Below are 20,217 nucleotides of genomic sequence, written 5' to 3' on the forward strand. Positions count from 1 at the left end.
CATCAGCGATGACTACAGCTTATTGGCAGGAAGTAATGAACCGTCTGGAACCGAAAGTAAACGGCATGATCAAGGCGCTCGGGAAGCGGAGTCCTCATGCTGCGGGAGCAGACGGCAGATTCGATAATCCCGGGACTGACTGGTGGACCTCCGGCTTCTGGCCGGGAATACTCTGGGTTATGTATGATATGACCGGCAAGGATGCTTATAAGGATACTGCCTGGCCCTGGGACGAAACGATTGGACAGTGGTTCGCGAAGCCGACCGAAGAGCTGCATCACGATGTCGGCTTTCAGTTCCTGGCTACTGCGGTGATCAAGCATACGCTTACAGGTGATGCAGAGGGCTTGCGCCGGGGACTTGAAGCGGCTAACTACCTGGCTGCACGTTATAATCCGGCTGGCCGGTTCATCCGCGCCTGGAACGGGGACAAGCACGGCTGGGTGATCATCGACTGCATGATGAACATCTCGCTGCTCTTCTGGGCCAGCCGGATCACCGGCGATCCGCGCTACAGCCATATTGCTACCCGCCATGCGGAGACAGCAATGACCTATGGTGTGCGCGAGGACGGGTCCACCAGGCATATTCTGTCCTTCGATGCAGAGTCCGGCGCTTATATTGAGAACTTCGGCGGACAGGGATATTCCCCTGAATCCTGCTGGAGCCGGGGTTCAGCCTGGGGGCTGTACGGCTTCACGAACACCTACCGTAACACCGGGGACGTGCGCTTCTTGAATACCGCCAAGCGCATCGCCCATTATTTCATCGCGGCTCTCCCGGAGGATCACGTGCCGCACTGGGACTTCCGGCTTGCAGATGACAAGCGCATGTTCAGAGATAGCTCGGCCGCAGCAATCGCCGCCTCTGGCCTGCTGGAACTGGCAGAGCTTGTACCGCCGGGCGAGAAACGCGTGTATGCGGATGCCGCAGAGCGCATACTGCGTTCACTTACAGAGAATTATGCCACCTGGGACCAGCCGGACCATGAAGCCATTCTGCTGCATGGAGCCGCCAGCGGCGATTCGCTCACAGATGTGTCGCTGATCTATGGCGACTACTACTATGTTGAAGCCGTAGCGAAGCTCAACGGCTGGAAGCACCGTATTTTCTAGTCTGGTAATGGCATAACAACAAACAGCGGGCCTCCCTATCATTGGGGATTCGCACATAATACAAACAGCGAACCCCCGCACCCGGGAGGCTCGCTGTTTGTAATTTTAAACTTATGCTTCTTGAAAGCTCACCCTATAATCCTGCGTATCCACATCTGCGCTTCAAAATCCTGCAAAGAATGCAACTTATAATGTTTAACACGTTCCTTCACTTGTGCAACGTTCGATTCTTCCCTTCGCTTATACGGCGTACGAATGCTTACCCACGCTGCTCATCCAGCCACAGAATGGCCGTCACACCGCGCGGATAATATTTGCTGCCGGTGATCTCGCCGGAAATAATCTGGTCACTCCAGCTCCAGATCGAGAGCTGCGGATGCGTAAGCCAAGCCGTATGGGCCTGATCTGCCGCGCGTCCCTGCTCATCCCATTTCAAGCCGAGAATTTCTCTGGCGATGAACTGGGAGAGATAGATTTTGCTCAGCCAGCTGTTATTGCTGGTGGAGGAGATTTTCCAGCCGCCGTCCTCGAACAGGCAGACTCCCTCTACAAGCACAGCCTTCAGATGAGTGTCCAGTGCCTCGAGATATTCGCCGAACCGTCCTCCGCGTTCCAAGGCTTCCTTGCAGCCGGTGAAGTAAGGGAATACCAGACCCTCGATGGCTGGGATAATCTTCGAGTCATTGCCTTCTCCGATTACTGCCGGGATATAGCCGCCTTCGGTAACACTGCCCACGATGGTTGCTGCGCAGAGCTCGGCCTGTCTGCCGGCAGTCTGTGACAGCTCCGTATTGCCGTTATCGCGGAAAATCTTCTCCATCGCCAAATATGCTGCCCAGCACTTACCCGCCAGGTAAATATTGTTGCGCGCCTGGCCCAGGGAGACATCCAGACTGTCATAGGTCGTGATCTCTGCACCGCCCATGGTCCGCGAGCTGTCGAGCGCCATCACGCCATTGCGCTTCGCCGGGTCCGGATGATCCCGGTTGAGCATGCTCTGCAGGCAGCTCTCCAGTACGGTCAGATTGCGCTCCATCCAGCTGCGGTCGCCCGTGTGCTCCACATAGGTTGCTGCAGTGAGAATCCAGTTGACCAATTGCTCGTGGGTCATATGCGAGAAGCAGCCGTCAATGCCGTACAGCTCATAGGAGGAGTACCCCGGACGCGACACGGCGTTGGCTACTCCCATATCATGCGTGAAGCTAAGTCCGCCCGGATACTCGGTGCTATCTCTCGGGAAACGGACAGTGTCCACATAACTGAACCGGTCCACGAACATATCCAGCTCATTGCGTACGGTCCACGGGTTCATCTTCAGCTCGTAGAACAGCTGGTCTACCGTAAGATCGAAGGTGTTCATCATCCGGTATTCGCCTTCGTTGACGACCCAGAACGGCTGGCCTCTGTACTCCAAGAGTTCGGTGGAGCCGTAATAGCTGCGGATGGCGTGAGCAAGCATGAAGGTCTGGTCGTCACTTAAGCCTGTTCCCTCCAGCATCCCGTTCGCCTCTTCGGCCTGCTTCTTCAGCGTGTCGAACCGGGATAACGCATATTCCGCAACAGCTTCAACATTGCTGTAATAACGGTTATAGTAATAGCTCGCATCCATTCCTGAAGTCACATAACCGGAGCGGTGGAAGCAGACCGCGAACTGGTACACCTTGCGTTCGCCGGCTGGCACATCCATAATAAGCGCGCCAACCTGACCCAGCCCGAACGTCCAGTTCTCCTCCAGCTCCGCTGCAAGAATATCCTCCATTGTAAAATGCATTGCCGCCTTAACACTTCCCTGCTTCGCGGCAATCGCCAGGAACCGGCCCTGGCCGACACCCGTCAGCTCCTCCTTGCCTCCATCGAATCTTCTCAGGGCGCTATACGGGTCATTCCCCTGGAAGCCGAAGAAAGCACGACGCGCAGAGCTGCCCGCTGTGTTATCGACTTCAAGCTCTACCAGCACGGCTGGCAACAGCACTTCCTTCATCTCTGCATCCGAAGCCGTCCCCGGGTCCGGAACGGGCCGGACTGGTGACAGAATGCGGAAGGTCAGATCGCCTGCCTGCCAGCTGTCGGTGGTCAGCCGGAAATCGCGCGTAATCTCGTCTTCCCCGAAGTGAAACAGAATCTGCGGCTTATCCGGGCTCGGGTCCGGGTTCTCGATGTCGTAGCGCTTGCTCTCATCGTCGCTGCCCTGCTCGTGGAAGGGCAACGTATCGTAACCGCGGCCATCCTTGCGTGCAAGGCCGATATATATGTTCTGTCTCGGCGGCCTGCCGAGTTCGAGGTCAAAGCCGCCGGACGCTCCTTGAAATCCGAGGGTGAAGCTTGAGAATGATCCTATCGGTGAATGATGGGCATTGAAGAATTTGTTCGTTGGCATACAGTATATACACTCCCTCCAGCTTGTGTCCCGGCCGTGCCGGGCTCTAGCTCTATGTTAGCGCTACCCTCCCCTCAGGCAACAGGCGCAAAGCCGCCAATTATTTGGACAAATCAATCGGACGCAGCGGCCTATGCTATAATAGATCCATCTTTTAACAAAGAAGAGGTTGAACATGAACGTATTAGATCCCGGCACACAGCATTCCATGGATGGACGCATGTCCCCGGATGTTCAAGCTGCCTTTCATCTCTTTGCCGCCCACTGGCGCAAGGTGAATAAGGAATGGCAATATCCGGCACACACTCACCCGATGTTCGAGATCAACATCGTTCTGCAGGGCTCGCAGCACATGGCCATAGGCGGACAATCCTACATCCAGGAGAGCGGCGACATTCTGTTCATCCGCCCCGGTGTGCTGCATTCCAGTCTGGGCGCAGCCGCAGGGGATGAGATGTCTTATTATTGCCTGCACTTCGACATTGACGATCTGGTTCTGCGCCGCTCCTTGATGACGATGGATACCGTCAGTCTAAGCGGAGACACCCCGGAGCTGAAGGCAATCCGTTCCTCCCTGGATGACATCATCCGCTCGACCATTCTCCCAGAGGCCAGTGATGCACAGCGGGGCCGGCTGTTGATGCTGAACGCTTCGCTCCAGTTCTTCTCCGCCCTTACCGGCTGGGTGCTGGCTGCCCTGCCTTCCCCTGCCCGGAGCACCCTGCCGGGAGTGACGGAGAAGACCGTTGCCCTGGCGAATGCCATTGAAGGGCTACTGCAGGAATCCGTCTTCACGGCAGCGGCAACTGGCAGCAGAGCTGGCAGCATCGAGGAGATCGCGGCCAGGCTCGGCTACAGCCCCAACCACTGCAACCGCGCCTTTCGGCAGATCTATGGTCTGCCGCCAAGACAGTATCTCTCCGATCTCATTATCCGCCATGCCAAGCTGCTGCTGCTGGATAACAGTCTGTCTGTAGAGAGCATCGCCTACCGGCTGGGCTACCGCGATGTGTCTCATTTCAGCAAGCAGTTCAAGCGCTGGACCGGCCTGCCCCCCATGGGCTACCGCCAGCTTACGGAGGAGCCGGGCAAGGCAGGCGACGGAGCGCCCCTCCCACACTCAGGGGGAGGTACATCTTAGGAGGAGTTACATAATGAAGATATACCATTTCAAACCAGAATCCGGCAAACCCATAGCAGCCTTTAATTCCGATTTCATCATATCCCGGATTATCCAGACTGAGGGGTTAACACATATCGGCTGCGTATATCTTGGACACCAGGGAGGAATCGGCTTTCATCAGGCGAGCTGTCCGCAGCTGCTGCTCATTATGAACGGTGAAGGGGTTGTGCGCGGAGAGGAAGCTGAATTTACAGCTGTGAGTGCAGGTCAAGCCGTCTTTTGGGAGCAAGGGGAATGGCATGAGACCCGTACGGATTCAGGATTGACTGCGATTATGATTGAAGGTGATTCGCTGAATCCCGCCGCCTACATGACTCTCTAACTGAACATTAAGAGGACTGAGATTCCGCTATATGAGCAAATCAGGTGAAATTCCGGGCTAAGCGGACAGAGAATCCTTTATGTGTCCTTAGAGGCTCAAAAGTACAAGATAGCGGAATCTCAGTCCGTTTCGGCATTATCAACCTTAATTTTGGCAAAATAAAGGAATCTCAGTCCACTTCAGTTGTAAGCTCACCAAAAGCGCGCATGGAGGGCATGTAAAGCGCGAAGCACAAAACAGCGCAGTGCAGGATCGCCAAATCAGCCGCGTGAAGCCGGGAACTCCAGCTGGACCCGATGGTACCATACAACTAGAATCAAGCTGCTATGCAGACGGATTTTTGGTGAAATATCTATTATCCTAATTATAAAAGTTGGTGACCGTATGATCTATCTCATTAAATTCGTATACAGCTTTGTCCTGCCGCCCGGGCTATTCGTCCTGCTGCTGCTGGGCATGGTGGTCTGGCTGTGGAGAAGCAGCCGCCGTCCCGCAATCGTGCTGCTGGCGGTCACGCTGCTGCTCTATCTGTCGATGACCTCTGCCGTCAGCGACACGCTGATCGGAAGCCTGGAGCGGAAGTACCCTCAGCCTGCTTCCGCAGAGGGGGATGTGATCGTAATCCTCGGCGGCGGGGCCACCTCCGGCACCCCGGATCTGGACGGGCAGGGCAATATGTCCGGTCCGGCAGCGAACCGGCTGCTGGCAGCTGCGCGGCTGTACCGCGAGACCGGCCTGCCGATTATTTTCTCCGGGGGACAGGTATTCGCCGACAGCGGCAATGAAGCGGATATCGCCCGGCGGCAGCTCATCGGCCTCGGCATCCCCGCAGAGGATATCCTGCCGGAGAACCGCTCGCTCAATACAGAGCAGAATGCGGTCAACACCGCAAAGCTCATGCAGGAGCATGGCTTCAGCCGTCCCGTTCTGGTGACCTCGGGCTTCCATATGCCGCGCAGCATGGTCCAGTTCGGGCATGCCGGACTTACGCCGCAGGCTTTTCCGGTAGATTTCCAGGCCAGCCGTCCTATGTCACTCTATATAAGCAAATTCGCTCCGTCCGCCGGAGCCGTCTCCACAACCGGGCTGGCGCTGAAGGAGTATCTGGGGTTAATCGCTGCGAAGCTGCTGCCTTGACCCCTGCAGCTGGCTGCACGCGGCCGCACGCTCATCAAAGAAAGCGAGGTACCTTTAACCAATGAACCCGTACGATGAAGAGAAATTAACCGGCGGAAATGTAAATGAGATCATCCGCAAGGCAGACACCGTCCGCCGTCCTACAGGGAGCTGGAGCACAAGTATTCATGCACTGCTACAGCATTTGGAGCAGCAGAATTTCGCAGGAGCACCCAGATTCCTAGGCCTAGATGAAGCAGGGCGCGAGATTCTGTCCTTTCTTCCCGGCGAGGTTCCGGGCAACGCTTATCCTGAGCTGGAGCCGTTCATGTGGTCTGAAGAGACCCTTACGGGCCTGGCCCGCCTGTTACGCAGCTATCATGATGCAACAGAGGGATTCGTACCGAATAGTATACATACGGAGTGGCAGCTCCTCTATGCCGATTCTGCGGCACATGAAGTGATCTGTCATAATGACGCGGCGCTGTACAACGTAGTGTTTCAGCATAGTGCGCCCGTAGCGCTGATTGACTTCGACATGGCCGGTCCGGGACCGCGCCTATGGGATATTGCCTATACCCTCTATACTTCAGTTCCGCTCGCCGGTTTTGCTCCTGACTATCTGACAGGCTCCACGGTACCTTACCAGGCAGACCTCCATGCAGCAGACCGGCAGCGGCGGATTCAGCTGTTTTTTGAAGCCTATGGACTCCCTGTCCCGGAAGATCTGCACGACTGGTTGACCCGGCGGCTCACGGCTATGTGCGATACGCTGAAGAAGGAGGCCGAGGCGGGCAATCCTGCTTTTGTCCAAATGGTGGAAGAAGGCCACCTGGCCCACTATGAGCGCGAGATGCAATTCATAGCGGAGCATTTCAGCGAATGGACTACTGCTTGAAGCAAAAGCCGGAACCCTACACACATAGGAGTTCCGGCTTTATTCGTTACACTTACTCTTTAATCAACTCTGCAACAACCGCAGACACCTCTTCAGCCAGCAGCTTCGGCTCAAGCTCCATCTGAACGCCGATCCGGCCTGCGCTGACCGCGATTGTCTCAAGCTCCGCCGCACTGCTGTGAATGAACGTAGGGTACAGCTTCTTCATCCCGACAGGGGAACAGCCCCCGCGGACATATCCCGTGTGCTTCAGCAGGTCCTTCAGCGGCAGCAGCTCAATCTTCTTCACTCCGGCGGCTCTGGCGGCTCGCTTCAGATCCAGCTCCTCAGCAACCGGGATCACATAGACATACGGCTGCGGTCCGCTGTGTGCGACCAGTGTCTTGAATACTACCTCAGGAGGCAGGCCAATCTTCTCAGCAACCGCTGTTCCATGAATCAGCCCGTCCTCATTGTCGTAGCTATGAATGGTGTAGCTTATCTTCCTTGCATCCAGTATGCGCATGGCATTCGTTTTGTTCATCTGCCGCTCCCCCTAATCCCGGGGATAATTGATTTGCATAATGTCCATGAACGGCACCTTGATAATCTCTTCGTTATTTCTGACATGCACCCTGCCGGTACGCGAATCCATCTCTACAATCACCCCGCGCACCTCTTCTTCCTTCCCCCAGACTGTCAGCAGAATCTCGGAATCCTCCTGCTTCGCCTCTACCAGCTGGTTGCCCAGCTCCTCAAGCACGAATTCGTCGCGGGTGGGACGTTTTGCCACTTTTGCCTTCGCCACACTTTGCCTCCAGTAAGCCATTACAGAATATAGGATAATGCCCGGTGTAAATGCTCGTGTCTATTATACCATGAGAGGAAGCCTGATTTTACACAAATCACGATTATTATTCATGATTCAATAGCGCTGCCCCCGCGATGCCGGGATGGGTCATTTCATACGGGTCCAGAATCAGGTTCAGCTCCTCCTCGCTAAGCACATTGTACTTCAGACACAAGGCCCGCACCGATTCTCCGGTCAGAATAGCTTCCCTGGCAATCCGCGAGACGACCTCATACCCCAGATGCGGGTTCACGGCGGTAATGATACCGACGCTTCTCTCCACCTCACGCGCAAGCTTCTCCTTGTTGGCTTCAATCCCTGCCAGACAATAGTCGGTGAACACCCGGAAGGAATTGTTCATGATGCTGATCGACTGAATCAGATTGAACACCATCACCGGCTCCATAACGTTCAGCTCCAGTTGACCGGCCTGAGCGGCGAGGCAGATCGTGTGATCATTGCCAATCACCTGAAAAGCCACCTGGTTAATCACCTCGGCCATCACCGGATTCACCTTACCGGGCATGATGGACGATCCCGGCTGGCGGGCCGGCAGCGTAATTTCATTGAAGCCGGAACGCGGGCCCGAGGCCATCAGGCGCAGGTCATTGGCGATTTTGGACATATTCATCATGCAGACCTTCAGCGAGGCCGAGACTTCGGTATAAGCATCCGTGTTCTGCGTAGCATCCACCAGATGCTCGGCGCTGACCAGCGGCAGCCCGCTGATCTCAGCCAGCAGCTCAACGACCCGCGTAATATACCGGGGATCGGCGTTCAGTCCGGTACCCACGGCGGTAGCTCCCATATTCACCTCATAGAGATGGCCGCGCGTATGCTCGATCCGCTGAATATCACGCTCCAGCACCCGGCTGTACGCCTCGAATTCCTGTCCCAGACGGATTGGCACCGCATCCTGCAGGTGGGTCCGCCCCATTTTAATGACAGAATCGAATTCAGCAGCCTTCTGCAAAAATACACCGTGCATCGTCCGCATCGTGATCAGCAGCTGCTCCAGAAGCGATAGCGTGGCAATATGAATCGCCGTCGGAAAAGCATCGTTCGTCGATTGCGCCATATTCACATGAGTGTTCGGACTGAGCTGCAGGTAATCCCCCTTGGCCTTGCCCAGCAGCTCCAGCGCACGGTTCGCAATCACTTCATTGGCATTCATATTCAGCGAGGTGCCTGCGCCGCCCTGAATCGGATCAACGATGAACTGCTCATCCCAGTTCCCCGCAATCACCTCGTCTGCCGCTTGGACAATGACCTCACCCAGGCCCTTATAGAGGCGGCCGATTTCCATGTTGGCGAGCGCAGCGGATTTTTTGACAATCCCCATCGCCTTGATTAATTCATGATGCACACGGTAGCCTGTAATCGGGAAATTCTCCACCGCCCGGAGGGTCTGTATCCCGTAATAGGCCTGATGCTCCACCTGCTTGCTGCCCAAAAAATCCTTCTCCAGCCGATATTCCGTCTCTGTCATCCTTCTCTCCCCCATGTCTTCAGTATTAGATCCTCTGCTGCAAATTAGTCAACTTATTCTTTCCTTGCAGCGCCAAAGATATTACCTTCATTGCTGCGCCATGCTTAAGGCCTATGCGGGTAGCGCAAAGAACCCGGCAGCCATTGCTGACCCCCGGGCTCTATGTCATTGTAGCTTAAAATTTAAGATAGTTCCAATCCGAAAAAATCCTAATGTTCCCAGGGAGTGAAGTGTCCCGTTTAGACCATATAATGTTCAAATGATACCGGTTTGCCGTTAATCAGCGACTGTATTCCCGTATGCTTATTGTCTATGCTGAGCTGCAGGCGCTCATTCCCCATCCAGGCCGTATACGCTGCCGAGAGGATCTCTCCTTCCGTAAATTCCGGTGCCCGCTGTATAGCGGCTGCGGCAAATTCCTCAAAACTGTGTATCCCCAGCTCCGCCGCCTGATCTGTGCTTAACGCTTCAACCACGACGGCTCCGGGCATGTTCTTGGACGTTACCTCCAGATAGGATGGCCGCTCCAGCAGTTCATATTCCTGAGATACATAGACGGCAAAATACACATTGCCCGCATAGCCAAGCAGTGCCTTGGGCTGCCTGATCCATTCGCCTAACGGGAGCACTCCGACGATGGCCTTATCCTCTCCTTCGGGCACCGGGAACAGCGACAGGATCGTGTTCTGATGATATAGCACCTCCATATAAGGACTCTGGTGCCGGGGATCTCCTGGCTGATAGCCTTGACCCGGATGGAAAAAATAAAGCCGGTTCACGCCCGCCGCCGCCGGAACCGGGAGCGAGAAGGCCCAGCGCAGCTGCTCATTGTCGAATTCCTCCACCCGCTCCCACATCCCGCCTGCCGCGTAATCCTTGCAGATATAGGCGTAAGAATGCAGCGCCGGCTGGCGCTCCGTGGAACCGGCAACTACTTTCTCAGTCTTCTTGCAGACTTCTGCCGGTAACCGGCGGTTCAGGGCTGCGGAACGCACCTCCTCCGGCGCTTCATAATAGAGGAACCCTGCATATTCAGTACGGGGCATCTCCTCAGGCAGCGCGAAATCCCCGAACTGCACATAGTCGTGCAGCAGATTGCCGTCTGCCGGAACATCATGCGGCCAGCCCCGGGAATGGGCGCCCGCCCAGGCGCCTTTAAGGTACCACAGGCTCCGTTCGCTCCAGAGGTAGTCCAGCATTTCCCCAAGTGTAGACTTCAGGCTGCTGTCCTCTTCCAGCTCCCAGGCGCAGGTGAACGCCTGCACCCAGTGCCAGAACCACGGCAGGCTGCCATATTCCGGCATTCCCTTCGCACGGATATGCGCCAGCGTCAGCTCCAGACTGTGCCGCCCGTCCTCCCTCAGCAGATCATCCTCGAACAGCCTGCCGAAGATCAGCTTGGCGGCCGTATATTTGGCTTCATGATGGCCGAAGGTCGCTACCTGCTTACGGAAGAAGGCGCTGCGGTAGATATGGCCGATAGCCGTATGGAACGCCACCCGCAGTCCCGCGCTGAACCGGTCGGAATATTGCCGGTTGAACCAGACCATCAGGCTGCCCATAATCTCAACCGGCAGCTCATGCGGTGCAGCCTCTCCCGGAGTGGGATGCAGCCCCAGCGGCCAATGTCCATACAGGGGGGTCCCCGGCATTCGGTTCTGGAGCCTAACGGTTTCTAATAGTACAGACTCGGCTTTCCGCTTGGCATCCTCCTTGCCAAACGGCAGCTCCAGGGTGTCATCCACCGCAGCGGCAAAGAGATAAGACGCATAATAGAAGTTGTTCCGCACATCATCGTGGAACCAGAGTCCGCTGTACAGCAGCGGGCGGCGCTCCGCCTCCACCGCGATAGCGGATATAATCTGACGCTGGCGTATTTTAGAAGTCGTCTGTTGCTGAGGCATATCTGCCATCTCGTTCACCCTCCGTAGGTATCAATTCCATATTTTTAATCCTGAATAAATCCCCTGTACTCCAGCTCTATTGTGCACGCTTTCAGTTCAGATGGCAATCTTATTCCCGAACAAATAAACTAAAATAAACGTACTAAAAAAGATTATGCTTGATAAATGAACGCAAATGGATTAAGTTGTACCTATACGAACGAAAATATGTTTTCTAAGGAGACTGAATATTCGATGGAAAGACGTTTTGCATCACATCCGAATGAAGTGAAGCAGTTTGACACTGAGCGCCTGCGTAAGGAGTTCCATATCCCGGTTATCTTTGCACCAGACGAGCTGAAGCTTGTCCTGACCCATGAAGACCGCATGATCGTTGGAGGAGCGAATCCGGTGAACGGAGAGGTAACTCTGACTACGGACCTCAAGGAGCTTGGCGTAACTTACTTCCTGGAACGCCGCGAGCTGGGAATCATCAATGTCGGCGGCCCGGGTTCGGTTGTTGTGGACGGTACTGAATATGAGGTTGATTTCAAGGAATGCCTGTATGTGGGCCAAGGCTCGAAGGATGTTATTTTCAAGAGTGCGGACAGCGCTAAGCCGGCAAAATTCTATCTGAATTCCGCTCCGGCACACCAGTCTTACCCGACTACGAAGACTACGCTGGCTGAATCCGAATCCGGAGCCATGGGCGGTCTGGAGAATTCCAACGAACGGACGATTCACCGCTTCATCCACACGAACGGCGTGCAGAGCGCACAGCTTGTAATGGGGATGACTCAGCTGAAGCCGGGCAGCATGTGGAACACCATGCCATCCCACACGCATCCGCGCCGGATGGAAGCCTACTTCTATTTCGATCTGCCGGATGATTCCATCGTCTTCCACCTGATGGGCGAGCCGACCGAGACCCGCCACATCGTAATGCACAATGAACAGGCTGTCATCTCGCCAAGCTGGTCCATTCACAGCGGTGTCGGTACGCATAACTATACCTTCATCTGGAGCATGGCCGGAGACAACAAGCGGTATGATGATATGGACCCCGTAGGGATGAAAGAATTACAATAGTAGCAAATCAACTACGGAAAGATGAGGCAGGCGGATGAACCCGATACGGCGGCACGAGATGATTATGGAAGTTATGCTGAACCAGAAGGATGTAACCGTGAATGAATTGAGCGACAAGCTCCAGGTCACCGGCAAAACGATCCGCGAGGACTTAAGCAAGCTGGAGGAGCAGGGACTGATTATGCGCGTCCACGGCGGTGCCGTGCTGGCACAGAGCGATCAGTTCGGCATTCTGCCCCTGCGCAATCCGCTGGATAAATACGCCGAGGAGAAGACGGAGATTGCCCGGCGTGCGCTGGCGCATATCGCTCCGGATGACATCATTGCCCTGGACGGCGGAAGCACAACGCTTGAGATTGCCCGGCGGCTTACGAATATGCCTCTTACGGTCATTACCAATGATGTCTACATCATCAGTGAGCTGGTCCAGAGAGATAACATCCGTCTGGTCGTACCCGGCGGGTACCGTGTCCGCAATATGCTGGCCGGTCCCGAAGCCGTGTCCTATGTACAGAAGCTTAATATTCAAAAAGCCTTTCTCTCGGCCACAGCCGTTCATATTGAACACGGCCTGTCCATCTATACCGGCGATCTTATAGATTTCAAACAGGCGTTAGTCTCCACCGCCCGTCAGGTGTTCGCCGCTTGCGATCATCACAAGTTCGGACAGACCGCGCTGCGCACCTTCGCCTCCCTGCAGGAGGTCGATGTGCTGCTGACAGACAGCGGGCTTGCCCCGGAGACCGCAGAGCTGTTCCGCAAGGCCGGCGTCAACATTGAATGCGGCTAATTTCACAATTCAAATCGCTTATAAGGAGAGAATAATCATATGTCATCTTTATTCAGCTTGGCAGGTAAGACAGCAATCGTAACAGGCGCAGCGCAAGGTCTTGGACAAGGCATTGCCATCGCCTTCGCAGAAGCCGGTGCAGACGTAGTCTCCGTATCTCTTAATTCCAGTGACGAGACCGTAGCAGCCTGTGAAGCTTTTGGCGTCAAAGCACTGAGTATCGCCACAGACCTCAGCGACCATTCCAAGCTTCAAGGCATGTTCGACGAAGCCGTTGCCTTCACCGGCAAAGTGGATATCCTCGTCAACTGTGCAGGCATGATCCGCCGTACTCCGGCCAAGGACCACAGTGAGAAAGACTGGTTCGATGTCATTAACCTCAACCAGAACACTGTCTTCCTGCTGTCGCAGATTGCCGGACGTCACTTCCTGGAACGGGGGAGCGGTAAAATCATCAACATCGCCTCCATGCTCTCCTACCAGGGCGGCATCAACGTGCCGGGCTACACCGCAAGCAAGCATGCCGTAGCCGGTCTGACCAAAGCCTTCGCCAATGAATGGGCAGGCTCGGGCCTTAACATCAACGCGATTGCTCCGGGCTACATGGCTACCGAGAACACCGCTCCGATCCGTGCGGACCAGAGCCGCTCCGACTCCATCCTTGAGCGTATTCCAGCCGGACGCTGGGGAACTGCCGATGATGTGAAGGGCCCTGCCGTATTCCTGGCCTCCGCAGCATCCGACTACCTGAACGGCCACATTCTGAATGTGGATGGCGGCTGGTTGGCTAGATAAGGAACCCAACAAGTGGAAACGGCTTTGCCGTCCTCTTAAAGGACGGTACCGTTTCAGCGAGAAATAGAAGGATAAGTTATCGCGTGTAACATATAAATTCTTATATTTGTACAACGAACCCCCGGTTGCTTCTTAATGAAGCTTGACCGGGGGTTTTGTATATTCCTTATAGTCTGCTCATGAGCTGAGGACGGGTTATGTTGTCCGAAATTTTTTTTAGACAGATCAGATTGCCAATTCCAAGAACCGCGAGATAGATTATGGACCCCATCAGCATGTTCGGAGCCAAGTAGATGATCGCTAATACCGGGAACACAAACAGAACCGACAGAAGGCTTGTCACATACAGGCCCTGACGCGGAGTTCTGAGCCGCAAAGCAAGATAGCTGCTATGAACATCATGGCTATGGATGAGAGCAGACTAACGGGAAACAGCAGGATAAGCTGTGCAGCCGTATAGCCTTGGGGGGAGACAAGATCAGGCATGATCAGTGCTGCAATATATACACCCGCCAGCGTCAGCACAGATGAGAGGGTCAGCATGACCGCCGTTACAAGCACTGGAATCATACATTTGGCCAGAAAGACCGGCCGGATCTGCAGAGGTGTAGACAATAAGGCTTCCCCTGTCTTATATACTTTCTCCCCGCCTACGGAGTACGCTATTAAGTTGGTCGGCACTCTCGGTATCATTAGCACGGTTAGCAGGACGGCATAACTCAGGTCAAGTGTTCCCGTAAAATACAGCAGCAGACACACCATAGCAACCGGCGAGAAGCACAGAAATCCAAAGCTCAGGAGCATCCTTTTCAAGGTCATTAGTATCTTCCATTCCAATCTTAACACTATGCCAAACTGAGATCTCGGCAGAGCTAATGATATATGCTGCTGATGCGCTCTCTCCGTCTTATGGATGGTGATGGGCTGGAAGAAATCCGGCTGCTTCATCCTTCTGATCTTCGCTGCGAACATCGAAATAACCCAAAGGTAAATCAATGCACAGATACAACTTATGATCAGCGCCGATAACAAGTCCACGCTCCCTATAACCGACAGACAGATGACAAACAGAAAGCTCAGAGGATAAGCCATTAGCGACACCCGCTGATTGGCAGCCCGCAAATCCCCTGATGTAGAGGAAGCATACACCCCGCCCATGCATATCGCACTATAATTCAACGCAGCCACTACCATGATGCACATCCATTGCCAAGGAATCAACGCTGCTCCGCCGCCGGCAAGATAGCTCGTGAACGCAGAGCAGAGGGCGGTTAAAGTGAAGTAGCCCAGACCAAATAAGAAGCAGAATTCAAACTTCCTCCAGAGCATGCTTTTTCCATGGATGGGACTGGACAGGAGTGTCTCCAAAGTGCGGTGCTCCCGTTCTCCCGCGATGCTGTCAGATAACATGGGCCTCAGTAAAATTGCCGTAAGTAGTGCTGCGGTGGTTAAGGAGACTTTCACCCCGGGCATGAATAGTGGAACGATTATACCGGTAATGCCGATAGATAGGCCATAAAAGAAGAGCATCCCTTTGTCACTTGTAAACTCAGCACACTGAATACGAAAAACGGGATAGGATCTGTTCATCGGCCTCCCCCTTGCTCTATATCCATGTAGAGCTTCTCAAGACTGAATTGCCCGTTGTCCATGTAATGCTTGCTGTCTTGGAGCGCTGAGATGGAATCGGTAAAAATATTTCGCCCGTGCCGCAGAATCGTGATTCGATCGCATAGCTTCTGGACCTCTTCCAGATGATGCGTGGTCATAATGACGGTGGTCCCCTCCTCCTTCGCCAGCCGCGATAACATCTTCCTTAGATCGGTTGTGCTGACAGGATCAAGCCCATTCGTAGGCTCATCCAGGATCAAAAGGCGCGGTCTATGAAGCATGGCCCGGATCAGGGCAACCTTTTTGCTCATGCCGGTAGACAAGCCCTTAATCATCGTTCGTTTCTTGTCATGCAGTTCAAATGTCCGCAGCAGCTCGTCAATACGGCTACTCGATTCTACACGGCTCATACCATAAATGTCAGCGTAATACATCAGGTTATCCCAGACGGTCAAAGACTCGTACAGCCCTGTATCTTCGGATAAAACGCCGCATAGCCCGCGCACGCTATCCCCCTCCTGTATAGGATTCCGCCCAAAAACAATGACCTCTCCCCCGTCCGGCTCCAGCAGACCAAGCAGCAGGCGAAGCGTTGTGGTCTTTCCCGCCCCATTATGCCCAAGCAGTGCGTAGACCTCGCCCTCCGCAATACTCAGATCCAGACCGTTTAGAGCAGCCACATCGCCAAAGGACTTTCTGACCCCTTCGAACCGTATATTCTCCATGCTCCCCATCCTTTAGATCGTCTTATGTATAGCTTACTGCACATTTTTAGTATAGTCAACTGCACATAAATTGTGTAGTGAACTTGACTAAGACCGTATCCGTGCAACATAATAACAGAGTTGAGGTGCAGAAGTATTGCTTCAGGGGAGGTGGCAGGTTAGTGAAGACAAGAATACGCGAACTGCGAAAAGAGCGGCGGATTTCCCAAGAGGAATTGGCTAAGGCACTGCGTGTCACACGCCACACCATCACTTCAATTGAGAACGAAAAATATATCGCCTCCCTTCCGCTTGCCTATAAAATTTCAAAATTTTTCGGTTTGCCGATCGAGGAAATTTTTGATTTTTCAGATGTGGAGGATATCGACTATGAAGTCTTTTGAAAAGGAGCTGCGGCGGCGAATCGTTATCAATTCATTCTACGCGGCAGGTATGGGGATAACCGTTATTGTGGCGTTTATACTCAAAGCGTTCGTATGGGGCAGGCTCGACACGCTGGACAGCTGGGATATAGGGATTCTCGCCGGTTTATTGTTCGGTTCGTGGATTACTGCCGCTCTCCGAATTGCCCGGCTCCGCAAGGTTCTCAAAGACCCTAAAACATTAGAAGCGTTACATATTGCAGCACAAGATGAACGGAACCGGATGATCGCCTTAAAAACGGGCAGGGCTGCTATACGTCTTTTCCTTCTTGTATTGTCTCTTTCTGCTGTCGTCGCCTCTTTGATTAACCATACCGTGTTCTTAACGATTGCTATGACTTTGGTTACCCTTCTGTTGTTGTACCTTCTGTTATCAGCATACTACTCCCGGAAAATTTAACGTACTGGGGCAATGGAGGCAAATTGCATGAACGAGGAATTATTGGCTACGTTTGATGAACAAGGGAACCGGACGGGGATGGCTCCCCGGGACGAGGTTCACCGCCAAGGACTCTGGCATGAGACCTTCCACTGCTGGTTTGTCCGCAAAGCTGACAGCGGGCTGAGGATCTGCCTCCAGCTGCGCAGTCAGCAGAAGAGAGATTATGCCGGGCTGCTCGATATCACTGCTGCCGGACATCTGCTGGCTGACGAGACTGTTATGGACGGTATCCGCGAGGTACAGGAGGAACTGGGACTTTCAATTGCTTTTGACGAGTTGCAGTCGCTAGGGGTCATCCCTTACCAGATGGATTCCGCCGGATTCATGGACCGTGAACGGGCGCATGTATTTGTCTACGAGAACCGCTATGCACTAAGTGAATTCACCCCGCAGCTGGAAGAAGTGGCTGGAATCGTAGAGGCCCGCTTCGCTGACTTCCGCAGCTTCATCTCGGGAGCAGACAGCACGCTTCATGTGCAGGGCTTCCAGGTCACCGGGAACGGTGAACGAACGGACATCGACGAGCTGGTGGACTTCACGCACTTTGTCCCGCATGAGCGTGAATACTTCAGGCGGGTGATTGAGGGGATTGAGCGGTTGTACTGTTAAAGCTGAAATTTTGCTCCCTGATCATCCGACTCCCTTATAGCAGATGGATTTTGTACACTTAATTTACATAGAGTAAGCGGATTTTTGGAATTAGGTGGATAAACAGCATCTAATTCGTTCCCTTTAGCTACTTGAGGAGATATGAGAGGAATTTAATGTACTTTTTCCAATTAAATTTCGGATTTTACCTAATCAAGAGAAATTAAATGCTCTTTTTCCAACTATGTCCAGCTCGCCGGAACAACACCGGGTTGGAGCACCATAAGCAGAGGCAGAGCCACAACCAAAGGCAGAACCAGAGCCAGAAATATAACCAAAACAAAAAGGCAGAACCCGTCGATGGGGTTCTGCCTTCTTTTGTAACTCACTCTATCTGTGCTGATACTTGTAACTATATTACGCGATTTAGCTGCTTCACTTATGCTTTGGCCGCTGCGCGCTTCAGAATTGCAAGTCCGTTCACTGCCAGCTTCAGCTCTGCCGGAGCCGCAGCGCCGGATTCAACATCGGTGTATGCTTGTCCGTCCAGTGTCACTACTTGCTCGGAGCCGCTGAAATTCTGCACGAATACATACTCATGCTCGCCATCGGAACGCAGCTGGGCAGTTACACCGGTCGGAAGCTCACTGTTCAGTGTGCGGCTGATCCGCTCTTTTCCAGTAATTGCGGCGTACAGGTCCACATAGAACTGCGCGTCCTTCACACGTGTTGCCAGATGATAAGCCTTACCCGCTCCCAGCTTGTTCACAGTGAGTGCAGGTCTGCCGGCGTAAAAGTCACTGCGGTAATGACCCAGCGCCTCCGCGCCTTCGAGATGAATCAGCTCGGCGATCTCATGTGCATCGTATTCCCCGCTCAGCTTCAAGCTATTGCCTGGGTCCATTACTAAACCGTTCAGATCGCGGTTATGCAGTCCTTCTGTCTCTTCGGCCCAAATGCCCAGCGTTCTGCGCAGCGGTCCAGGGAAGCCGCCCAGGTGACACAGATCGGTCTCGCCGACTACTCCCGACCAATAGGTGGCCAGGAAGGTTCCGCCCTGCTCAACATACTTCTCAATCCGCTTCCCGTTCTCTTCGCTGATCAAGTACAGCATCGGAGCAATCACCAGCTTATAGCCGGACAGGTCATCGCCTGAGCCTACCACATCCACCGGAATTCCCAGCTCCCACAGTCCCCGGTAATGCTGAAGCACAGTCTCTTCATATTTCAGGCCGGAATTGCGGATACCTTGGGCATCCTTCACCGCCCAGCGGTTATCCCAGTCGAACAGAATGGCTGTCTCAGCAGGAGTTGTAGTACCTACAACTTCCTCCAGTCCCGCCAGGGTACGGCCTACCTCAGCTACATCCCTGAATACACGGGTCTCCGTGTGTCCGCTATGGTCGATCACCGCGCCGTGGAATTTCTCGCTGGAGCCGCGGCTCTTACGCCACTGGAAGTACTGTACAGAATCAGAACCATGCGCAACTGCCTGGAGTGAAGACAGCTTGTGCATCCCCGGACGCTTCAGCTTGCTGACAATCTGCCAGTTCGTGAGGGAAGGTGTACTTTCCATGAGCAGGAACGGCTTCTTTTTGAAGCTGCGGTACATGTCATGGTGCATCGCTGTCCAAGCGGCCAGACGGGCGTCATCATCGTCCTCGGTATATCCCCAGTCCGGGTAAGCGTCCCATGATACCACATCAAGAATCTTGGCCATGTTGCGGTAGTCTACGCCGTCAATCATATGCATGTTAGTGGTCACCGGCAGGTCAGGGTTAAAGCCCCGCACCGCGTCAATCTCATGCTGGCAGAAGTTGATCGTCTGATCGCTTACGAACCGGCGCCAGTCCAAGTTAAGCCCGTGAACCTGCATTTCACCATGCGGAGCAGGGGACTCGATCTGTTCCCAAGAAGTATACGTATGGCTCCAGAAGGTAGCCCACCAAGCGTGGTTCACCTCATCCAGATCATTATTGTACTTCGCCTTGAGCCAGTCTCTGAAGGCATCCTGACAGTAATTACAATGGCATTCGCCGCCGAATTCATTAGAGATATGCCAGCCGATCACTGCCGGGTGATGCGCATAACGCTCAGCAAGCTTGGAGTTGATCAGCGCAGTCTTTTCACGGTAGACCGGAGAAGTGAAGCAGTGATTATGACGGACGCCATGCAGGTTGCGCACCCGGTTCCGTTCCACCCGCAGCACTTCAGGATACTTCTCGGACATCCATGCCGGACGCGCACCGCTCGGAGTAGCCAGGAACGCATAAATACCATTCTCCGCAAAACGGTCCAGCAGCTGGTCCATCCACTCAAAGTTAAATACCCCTTCTTCGCGCTCCAGGGAGACCCAGGAGAAAATCCCGACAGACATGACATTACAGCCTGCCAGCTTCATCATACGGATATCTTCTTCCAGCACCCCCGGATATTTCAGCCATTGCTCGGGACTATAGTCGGCGCCATGAAGCATTACAGGAGCCTTGCTGCTGATTGCAGGAACTTTGCTGCTCATATGATTTCATCCTCTCGTTTATGTG

Annotated in this window: 19 protein-coding genes; 11 read left to right on the forward strand and 8 right to left on the reverse strand. The window is 54.0% G+C overall.

Annotated elements, in window-relative coordinates:
* The first annotated feature begins 8 nt into the window (after positions 1 to 8).
* A complete protein-coding gene (locus NYE26_RS16840) occupies positions 9 to 1,115 on the forward strand; it encodes a glycoside hydrolase family 88 protein (RefSeq protein WP_036724826.1) in 1,107 nt (368 codons plus the stop codon).
* A 259-nt stretch (positions 1,116 to 1,374) separates the two neighbouring features.
* On the opposite strand, the gene NYE26_RS16845 is transcribed toward NYE26_RS16840, so the two are convergent.
* Positions 1,375 to 3,492, reverse strand: coding sequence for a glycoside hydrolase family 52 protein (locus tag NYE26_RS16845; RefSeq protein ID WP_339248993.1), 2,118 nt, complete (start codon positions 3,490 to 3,492; stop codon positions 1,375 to 1,377).
* A 175-nt stretch (positions 3,493 to 3,667) separates the two neighbouring features.
* Here NYE26_RS16845 and NYE26_RS16850 point away from each other — a divergent pair, with 175 nt between their 5' ends.
* The 4 genes from NYE26_RS16850 to NYE26_RS16865 all read left to right on the forward strand — a co-directional run bounded on the left by NYE26_RS16850 (position 3,668) and on the right by NYE26_RS16865 (position 7,011).
* Positions 3,668 to 4,633: an AraC family transcriptional regulator gene (locus tag NYE26_RS16850; RefSeq protein WP_339248994.1), complete on the forward strand. Its 966-nt coding sequence runs from the start codon at positions 3,668 to 3,670 to the stop codon at positions 4,631 to 4,633.
* A gap of 13 nt (positions 4,634 to 4,646) precedes the next feature.
* Positions 4,647 to 4,997 (forward strand): cupin, encoded by a 351-nt coding sequence (locus tag NYE26_RS16855; RefSeq protein ID WP_339248995.1) that lies wholly within the window; start codon positions 4,647 to 4,649, stop codon positions 4,995 to 4,997.
* 384 nt (positions 4,998 to 5,381) lie between these two features.
* Complete coding sequence (locus NYE26_RS16860; RefSeq protein ID WP_339248996.1) at positions 5,382 to 6,134, forward strand: YdcF family protein; 753 nt, start codon at positions 5,382 to 5,384, stop codon at positions 6,132 to 6,134.
* A 61-nt stretch (positions 6,135 to 6,195) separates the two neighbouring features.
* Entirely contained in the window at positions 6,196 to 7,011 is an 816-nt protein-coding gene (locus NYE26_RS16865) for an aminoglycoside phosphotransferase family protein (RefSeq protein WP_339248997.1), read from the forward strand.
* Positions 7,012 to 7,063: 52 nt separating this feature from the next.
* On the opposite strand, the gene ybaK is transcribed toward NYE26_RS16865, so the two are convergent.
* The 4 genes from ybaK to NYE26_RS16885 all read right to left on the reverse strand — a co-directional run bounded on the left by ybaK (position 7,064) and on the right by NYE26_RS16885 (position 11,242).
* The gene (ybaK, locus tag NYE26_RS16870) at positions 7,064 to 7,534 is read right to left on the reverse strand and encodes a Cys-tRNA(Pro) deacylase (protein ID WP_209878555.1); all 471 of its coding nucleotides are present in this window, start codon (positions 7,532 to 7,534) and stop codon (positions 7,064 to 7,066) included.
* A gap of 12 nt (positions 7,535 to 7,546) precedes the next feature.
* Positions 7,547 to 7,819, reverse strand: coding sequence for a YolD-like family protein (locus NYE26_RS16875; RefSeq protein WP_268748447.1), 273 nt, complete (start codon positions 7,817 to 7,819; stop codon positions 7,547 to 7,549).
* Positions 7,820 to 7,904: 85 nt separating this feature from the next.
* On the reverse strand, positions 7,905 to 9,329 hold the full coding sequence (gene aspA / locus NYE26_RS16880; RefSeq protein WP_209878557.1) for an aspartate ammonia-lyase: 1,425 nt from the start codon (positions 9,327 to 9,329) through the stop codon (positions 7,905 to 7,907).
* A gap of 239 nt (positions 9,330 to 9,568) precedes the next feature.
* Positions 9,569 to 11,242, reverse strand: coding sequence for a hypothetical protein (locus tag NYE26_RS16885; RefSeq protein ID WP_339248998.1), 1,674 nt, complete (start codon positions 11,240 to 11,242; stop codon positions 9,569 to 9,571).
* Between the two features lie 225 nt (positions 11,243 to 11,467).
* Here NYE26_RS16885 and kduI point away from each other — a divergent pair, with 225 nt between their 5' ends.
* From kduI to kduD, 3 genes are read left to right on the forward strand one after another with little or no spacing between them, the layout of a single operon-like run.
* Positions 11,468 to 12,301 (forward strand): 5-dehydro-4-deoxy-D-glucuronate isomerase, encoded by an 834-nt coding sequence (kduI, locus tag NYE26_RS16890; protein WP_036724811.1) that lies wholly within the window; start codon positions 11,468 to 11,470, stop codon positions 12,299 to 12,301.
* Positions 12,302 to 12,335: 34 nt separating this feature from the next.
* Complete coding sequence (locus NYE26_RS16895) at positions 12,336 to 13,091, forward strand: DeoR/GlpR family DNA-binding transcription regulator (RefSeq protein ID WP_209878561.1); 756 nt, start codon at positions 12,336 to 12,338, stop codon at positions 13,089 to 13,091.
* A 39-nt stretch (positions 13,092 to 13,130) separates the two neighbouring features.
* Positions 13,131 to 13,886 (forward strand): 2-dehydro-3-deoxy-D-gluconate 5-dehydrogenase KduD, encoded by a 756-nt coding sequence (kduD, locus tag NYE26_RS16900; RefSeq protein WP_036724808.1) that lies wholly within the window; start codon positions 13,131 to 13,133, stop codon positions 13,884 to 13,886.
* Positions 13,887 to 14,225: 339 nt separating this feature from the next.
* On the opposite strand, the gene NYE26_RS16905 is transcribed toward kduD, so the two are convergent.
* Both NYE26_RS16905 and NYE26_RS16910 read right to left on the reverse strand, forming a co-directional pair.
* Positions 14,226 to 14,705 (reverse strand): hypothetical protein, encoded by a 480-nt coding sequence (locus NYE26_RS16905; RefSeq protein WP_339248999.1) that lies wholly within the window; start codon positions 14,703 to 14,705, stop codon positions 14,226 to 14,228.
* 767 nt (positions 14,706 to 15,472) lie between these two features.
* On the reverse strand, positions 15,473 to 16,222 hold the full coding sequence (locus NYE26_RS16910; RefSeq protein ID WP_339249000.1) for an ABC transporter ATP-binding protein: 750 nt from the start codon (positions 16,220 to 16,222) through the stop codon (positions 15,473 to 15,475).
* 161 nt (positions 16,223 to 16,383) lie between these two features.
* Here NYE26_RS16910 and NYE26_RS16915 point away from each other — a divergent pair, with 161 nt between their 5' ends.
* The 3 genes from NYE26_RS16915 to NYE26_RS16925 are packed head-to-tail and all read left to right on the forward strand — an operon-like array spanning position 16,384 to position 17,695.
* Positions 16,384 to 16,605, forward strand: coding sequence for a helix-turn-helix transcriptional regulator (locus NYE26_RS16915; protein WP_036724803.1), 222 nt, complete (start codon positions 16,384 to 16,386; stop codon positions 16,603 to 16,605).
* Positions 16,592 to 17,044, forward strand: a complete 453-nt coding sequence (locus NYE26_RS16920) for a hypothetical protein (protein ID WP_339249001.1) — start codon at positions 16,592 to 16,594, stop codon at positions 17,042 to 17,044. The genes NYE26_RS16915 and NYE26_RS16920 overlap by 14 nt, the downstream gene beginning before the upstream one ends.
* 27 nt (positions 17,045 to 17,071) lie before the next feature.
* Positions 17,072 to 17,695 (forward strand): NUDIX domain-containing protein, encoded by a 624-nt coding sequence (locus tag NYE26_RS16925; RefSeq protein ID WP_339249002.1) that lies wholly within the window; start codon positions 17,072 to 17,074, stop codon positions 17,693 to 17,695.
* Between the two features lie 418 nt (positions 17,696 to 18,113).
* Here the strand turns inward: NYE26_RS16925 and NYE26_RS16930 are convergent, their stop codons facing one another.
* Positions 18,114 to 20,192 (reverse strand): beta-galactosidase, encoded by a 2,079-nt coding sequence (locus tag NYE26_RS16930; RefSeq protein WP_339249003.1) that lies wholly within the window; start codon positions 20,190 to 20,192, stop codon positions 18,114 to 18,116.
* Positions 20,193 to 20,217 lie beyond the last annotated feature (25 nt).

The sequence above is a fragment of the Paenibacillus sp. FSL P2-0136 genome, from assembly GCF_037975325.1.
Lineage (GTDB): Bacteria > Bacillota > Bacilli > Paenibacillales > Paenibacillaceae > Paenibacillus_AQ > Paenibacillus_AQ silagei.

Coding starts and splice junctions, on each gene's coding strand:
- NYE26_RS16840 (WP_036724826.1), top strand. CDS start 9: ATGACTACAGCTTATTGGCAGGAAGTAATGAACCGTCTGGAACCGAAA.
- NYE26_RS16845 (WP_339248993.1), bottom strand. CDS start 3,492: ATGCCAACGAACAAATTCTTCAATGCCCATCATTCACCGATAGGATCA.
- NYE26_RS16850 (WP_339248994.1), top strand. CDS start 3,668: ATGAACGTATTAGATCCCGGCACACAGCATTCCATGGATGGACGCATG.
- NYE26_RS16855 (WP_339248995.1), top strand. CDS start 4,647: ATGAAGATATACCATTTCAAACCAGAATCCGGCAAACCCATAGCAGCC.
- NYE26_RS16860 (WP_339248996.1), top strand. CDS start 5,382: ATGATCTATCTCATTAAATTCGTATACAGCTTTGTCCTGCCGCCCGGG.
- NYE26_RS16865 (WP_339248997.1), top strand. CDS start 6,196: ATGAACCCGTACGATGAAGAGAAATTAACCGGCGGAAATGTAAATGAG.
- ybaK (WP_209878555.1), bottom strand. CDS start 7,534: ATGAACAAAACGAATGCCATGCGCATACTGGATGCAAGGAAGATAAGC.
- NYE26_RS16875 (WP_268748447.1), bottom strand. CDS start 7,819: ATGGCTTACTGGAGGCAAAGTGTGGCGAAGGCAAAAGTGGCAAAACGT.
- aspA (WP_209878557.1), bottom strand. CDS start 9,329: ATGACAGAGACGGAATATCGGCTGGAGAAGGATTTTTTGGGCAGCAAG.
- NYE26_RS16885 (WP_339248998.1), bottom strand. CDS start 11,242: ATGGCAGATATGCCTCAGCAACAGACGACTTCTAAAATACGCCAGCGT.
- kduI (WP_036724811.1), top strand. CDS start 11,468: ATGGAAAGACGTTTTGCATCACATCCGAATGAAGTGAAGCAGTTTGAC.
- NYE26_RS16895 (WP_209878561.1), top strand. CDS start 12,336: ATGAACCCGATACGGCGGCACGAGATGATTATGGAAGTTATGCTGAAC.
- kduD (WP_036724808.1), top strand. CDS start 13,131: ATGTCATCTTTATTCAGCTTGGCAGGTAAGACAGCAATCGTAACAGGC.
- NYE26_RS16905 (WP_339248999.1), bottom strand. CDS start 14,705: ATGACCTTGAAAAGGATGCTCCTGAGCTTTGGATTTCTGTGCTTCTCG.
- NYE26_RS16910 (WP_339249000.1), bottom strand. CDS start 16,222: ATGGAGAATATACGGTTCGAAGGGGTCAGAAAGTCCTTTGGCGATGTG.
- NYE26_RS16920 (WP_339249001.1), top strand. CDS start 16,592: ATGAAGTCTTTTGAAAAGGAGCTGCGGCGGCGAATCGTTATCAATTCA.
- NYE26_RS16925 (WP_339249002.1), top strand. CDS start 17,072: ATGAACGAGGAATTATTGGCTACGTTTGATGAACAAGGGAACCGGACG.
- NYE26_RS16930 (WP_339249003.1), bottom strand. CDS start 20,192: ATGAGCAGCAAAGTTCCTGCAATCAGCAGCAAGGCTCCTGTAATGCTT.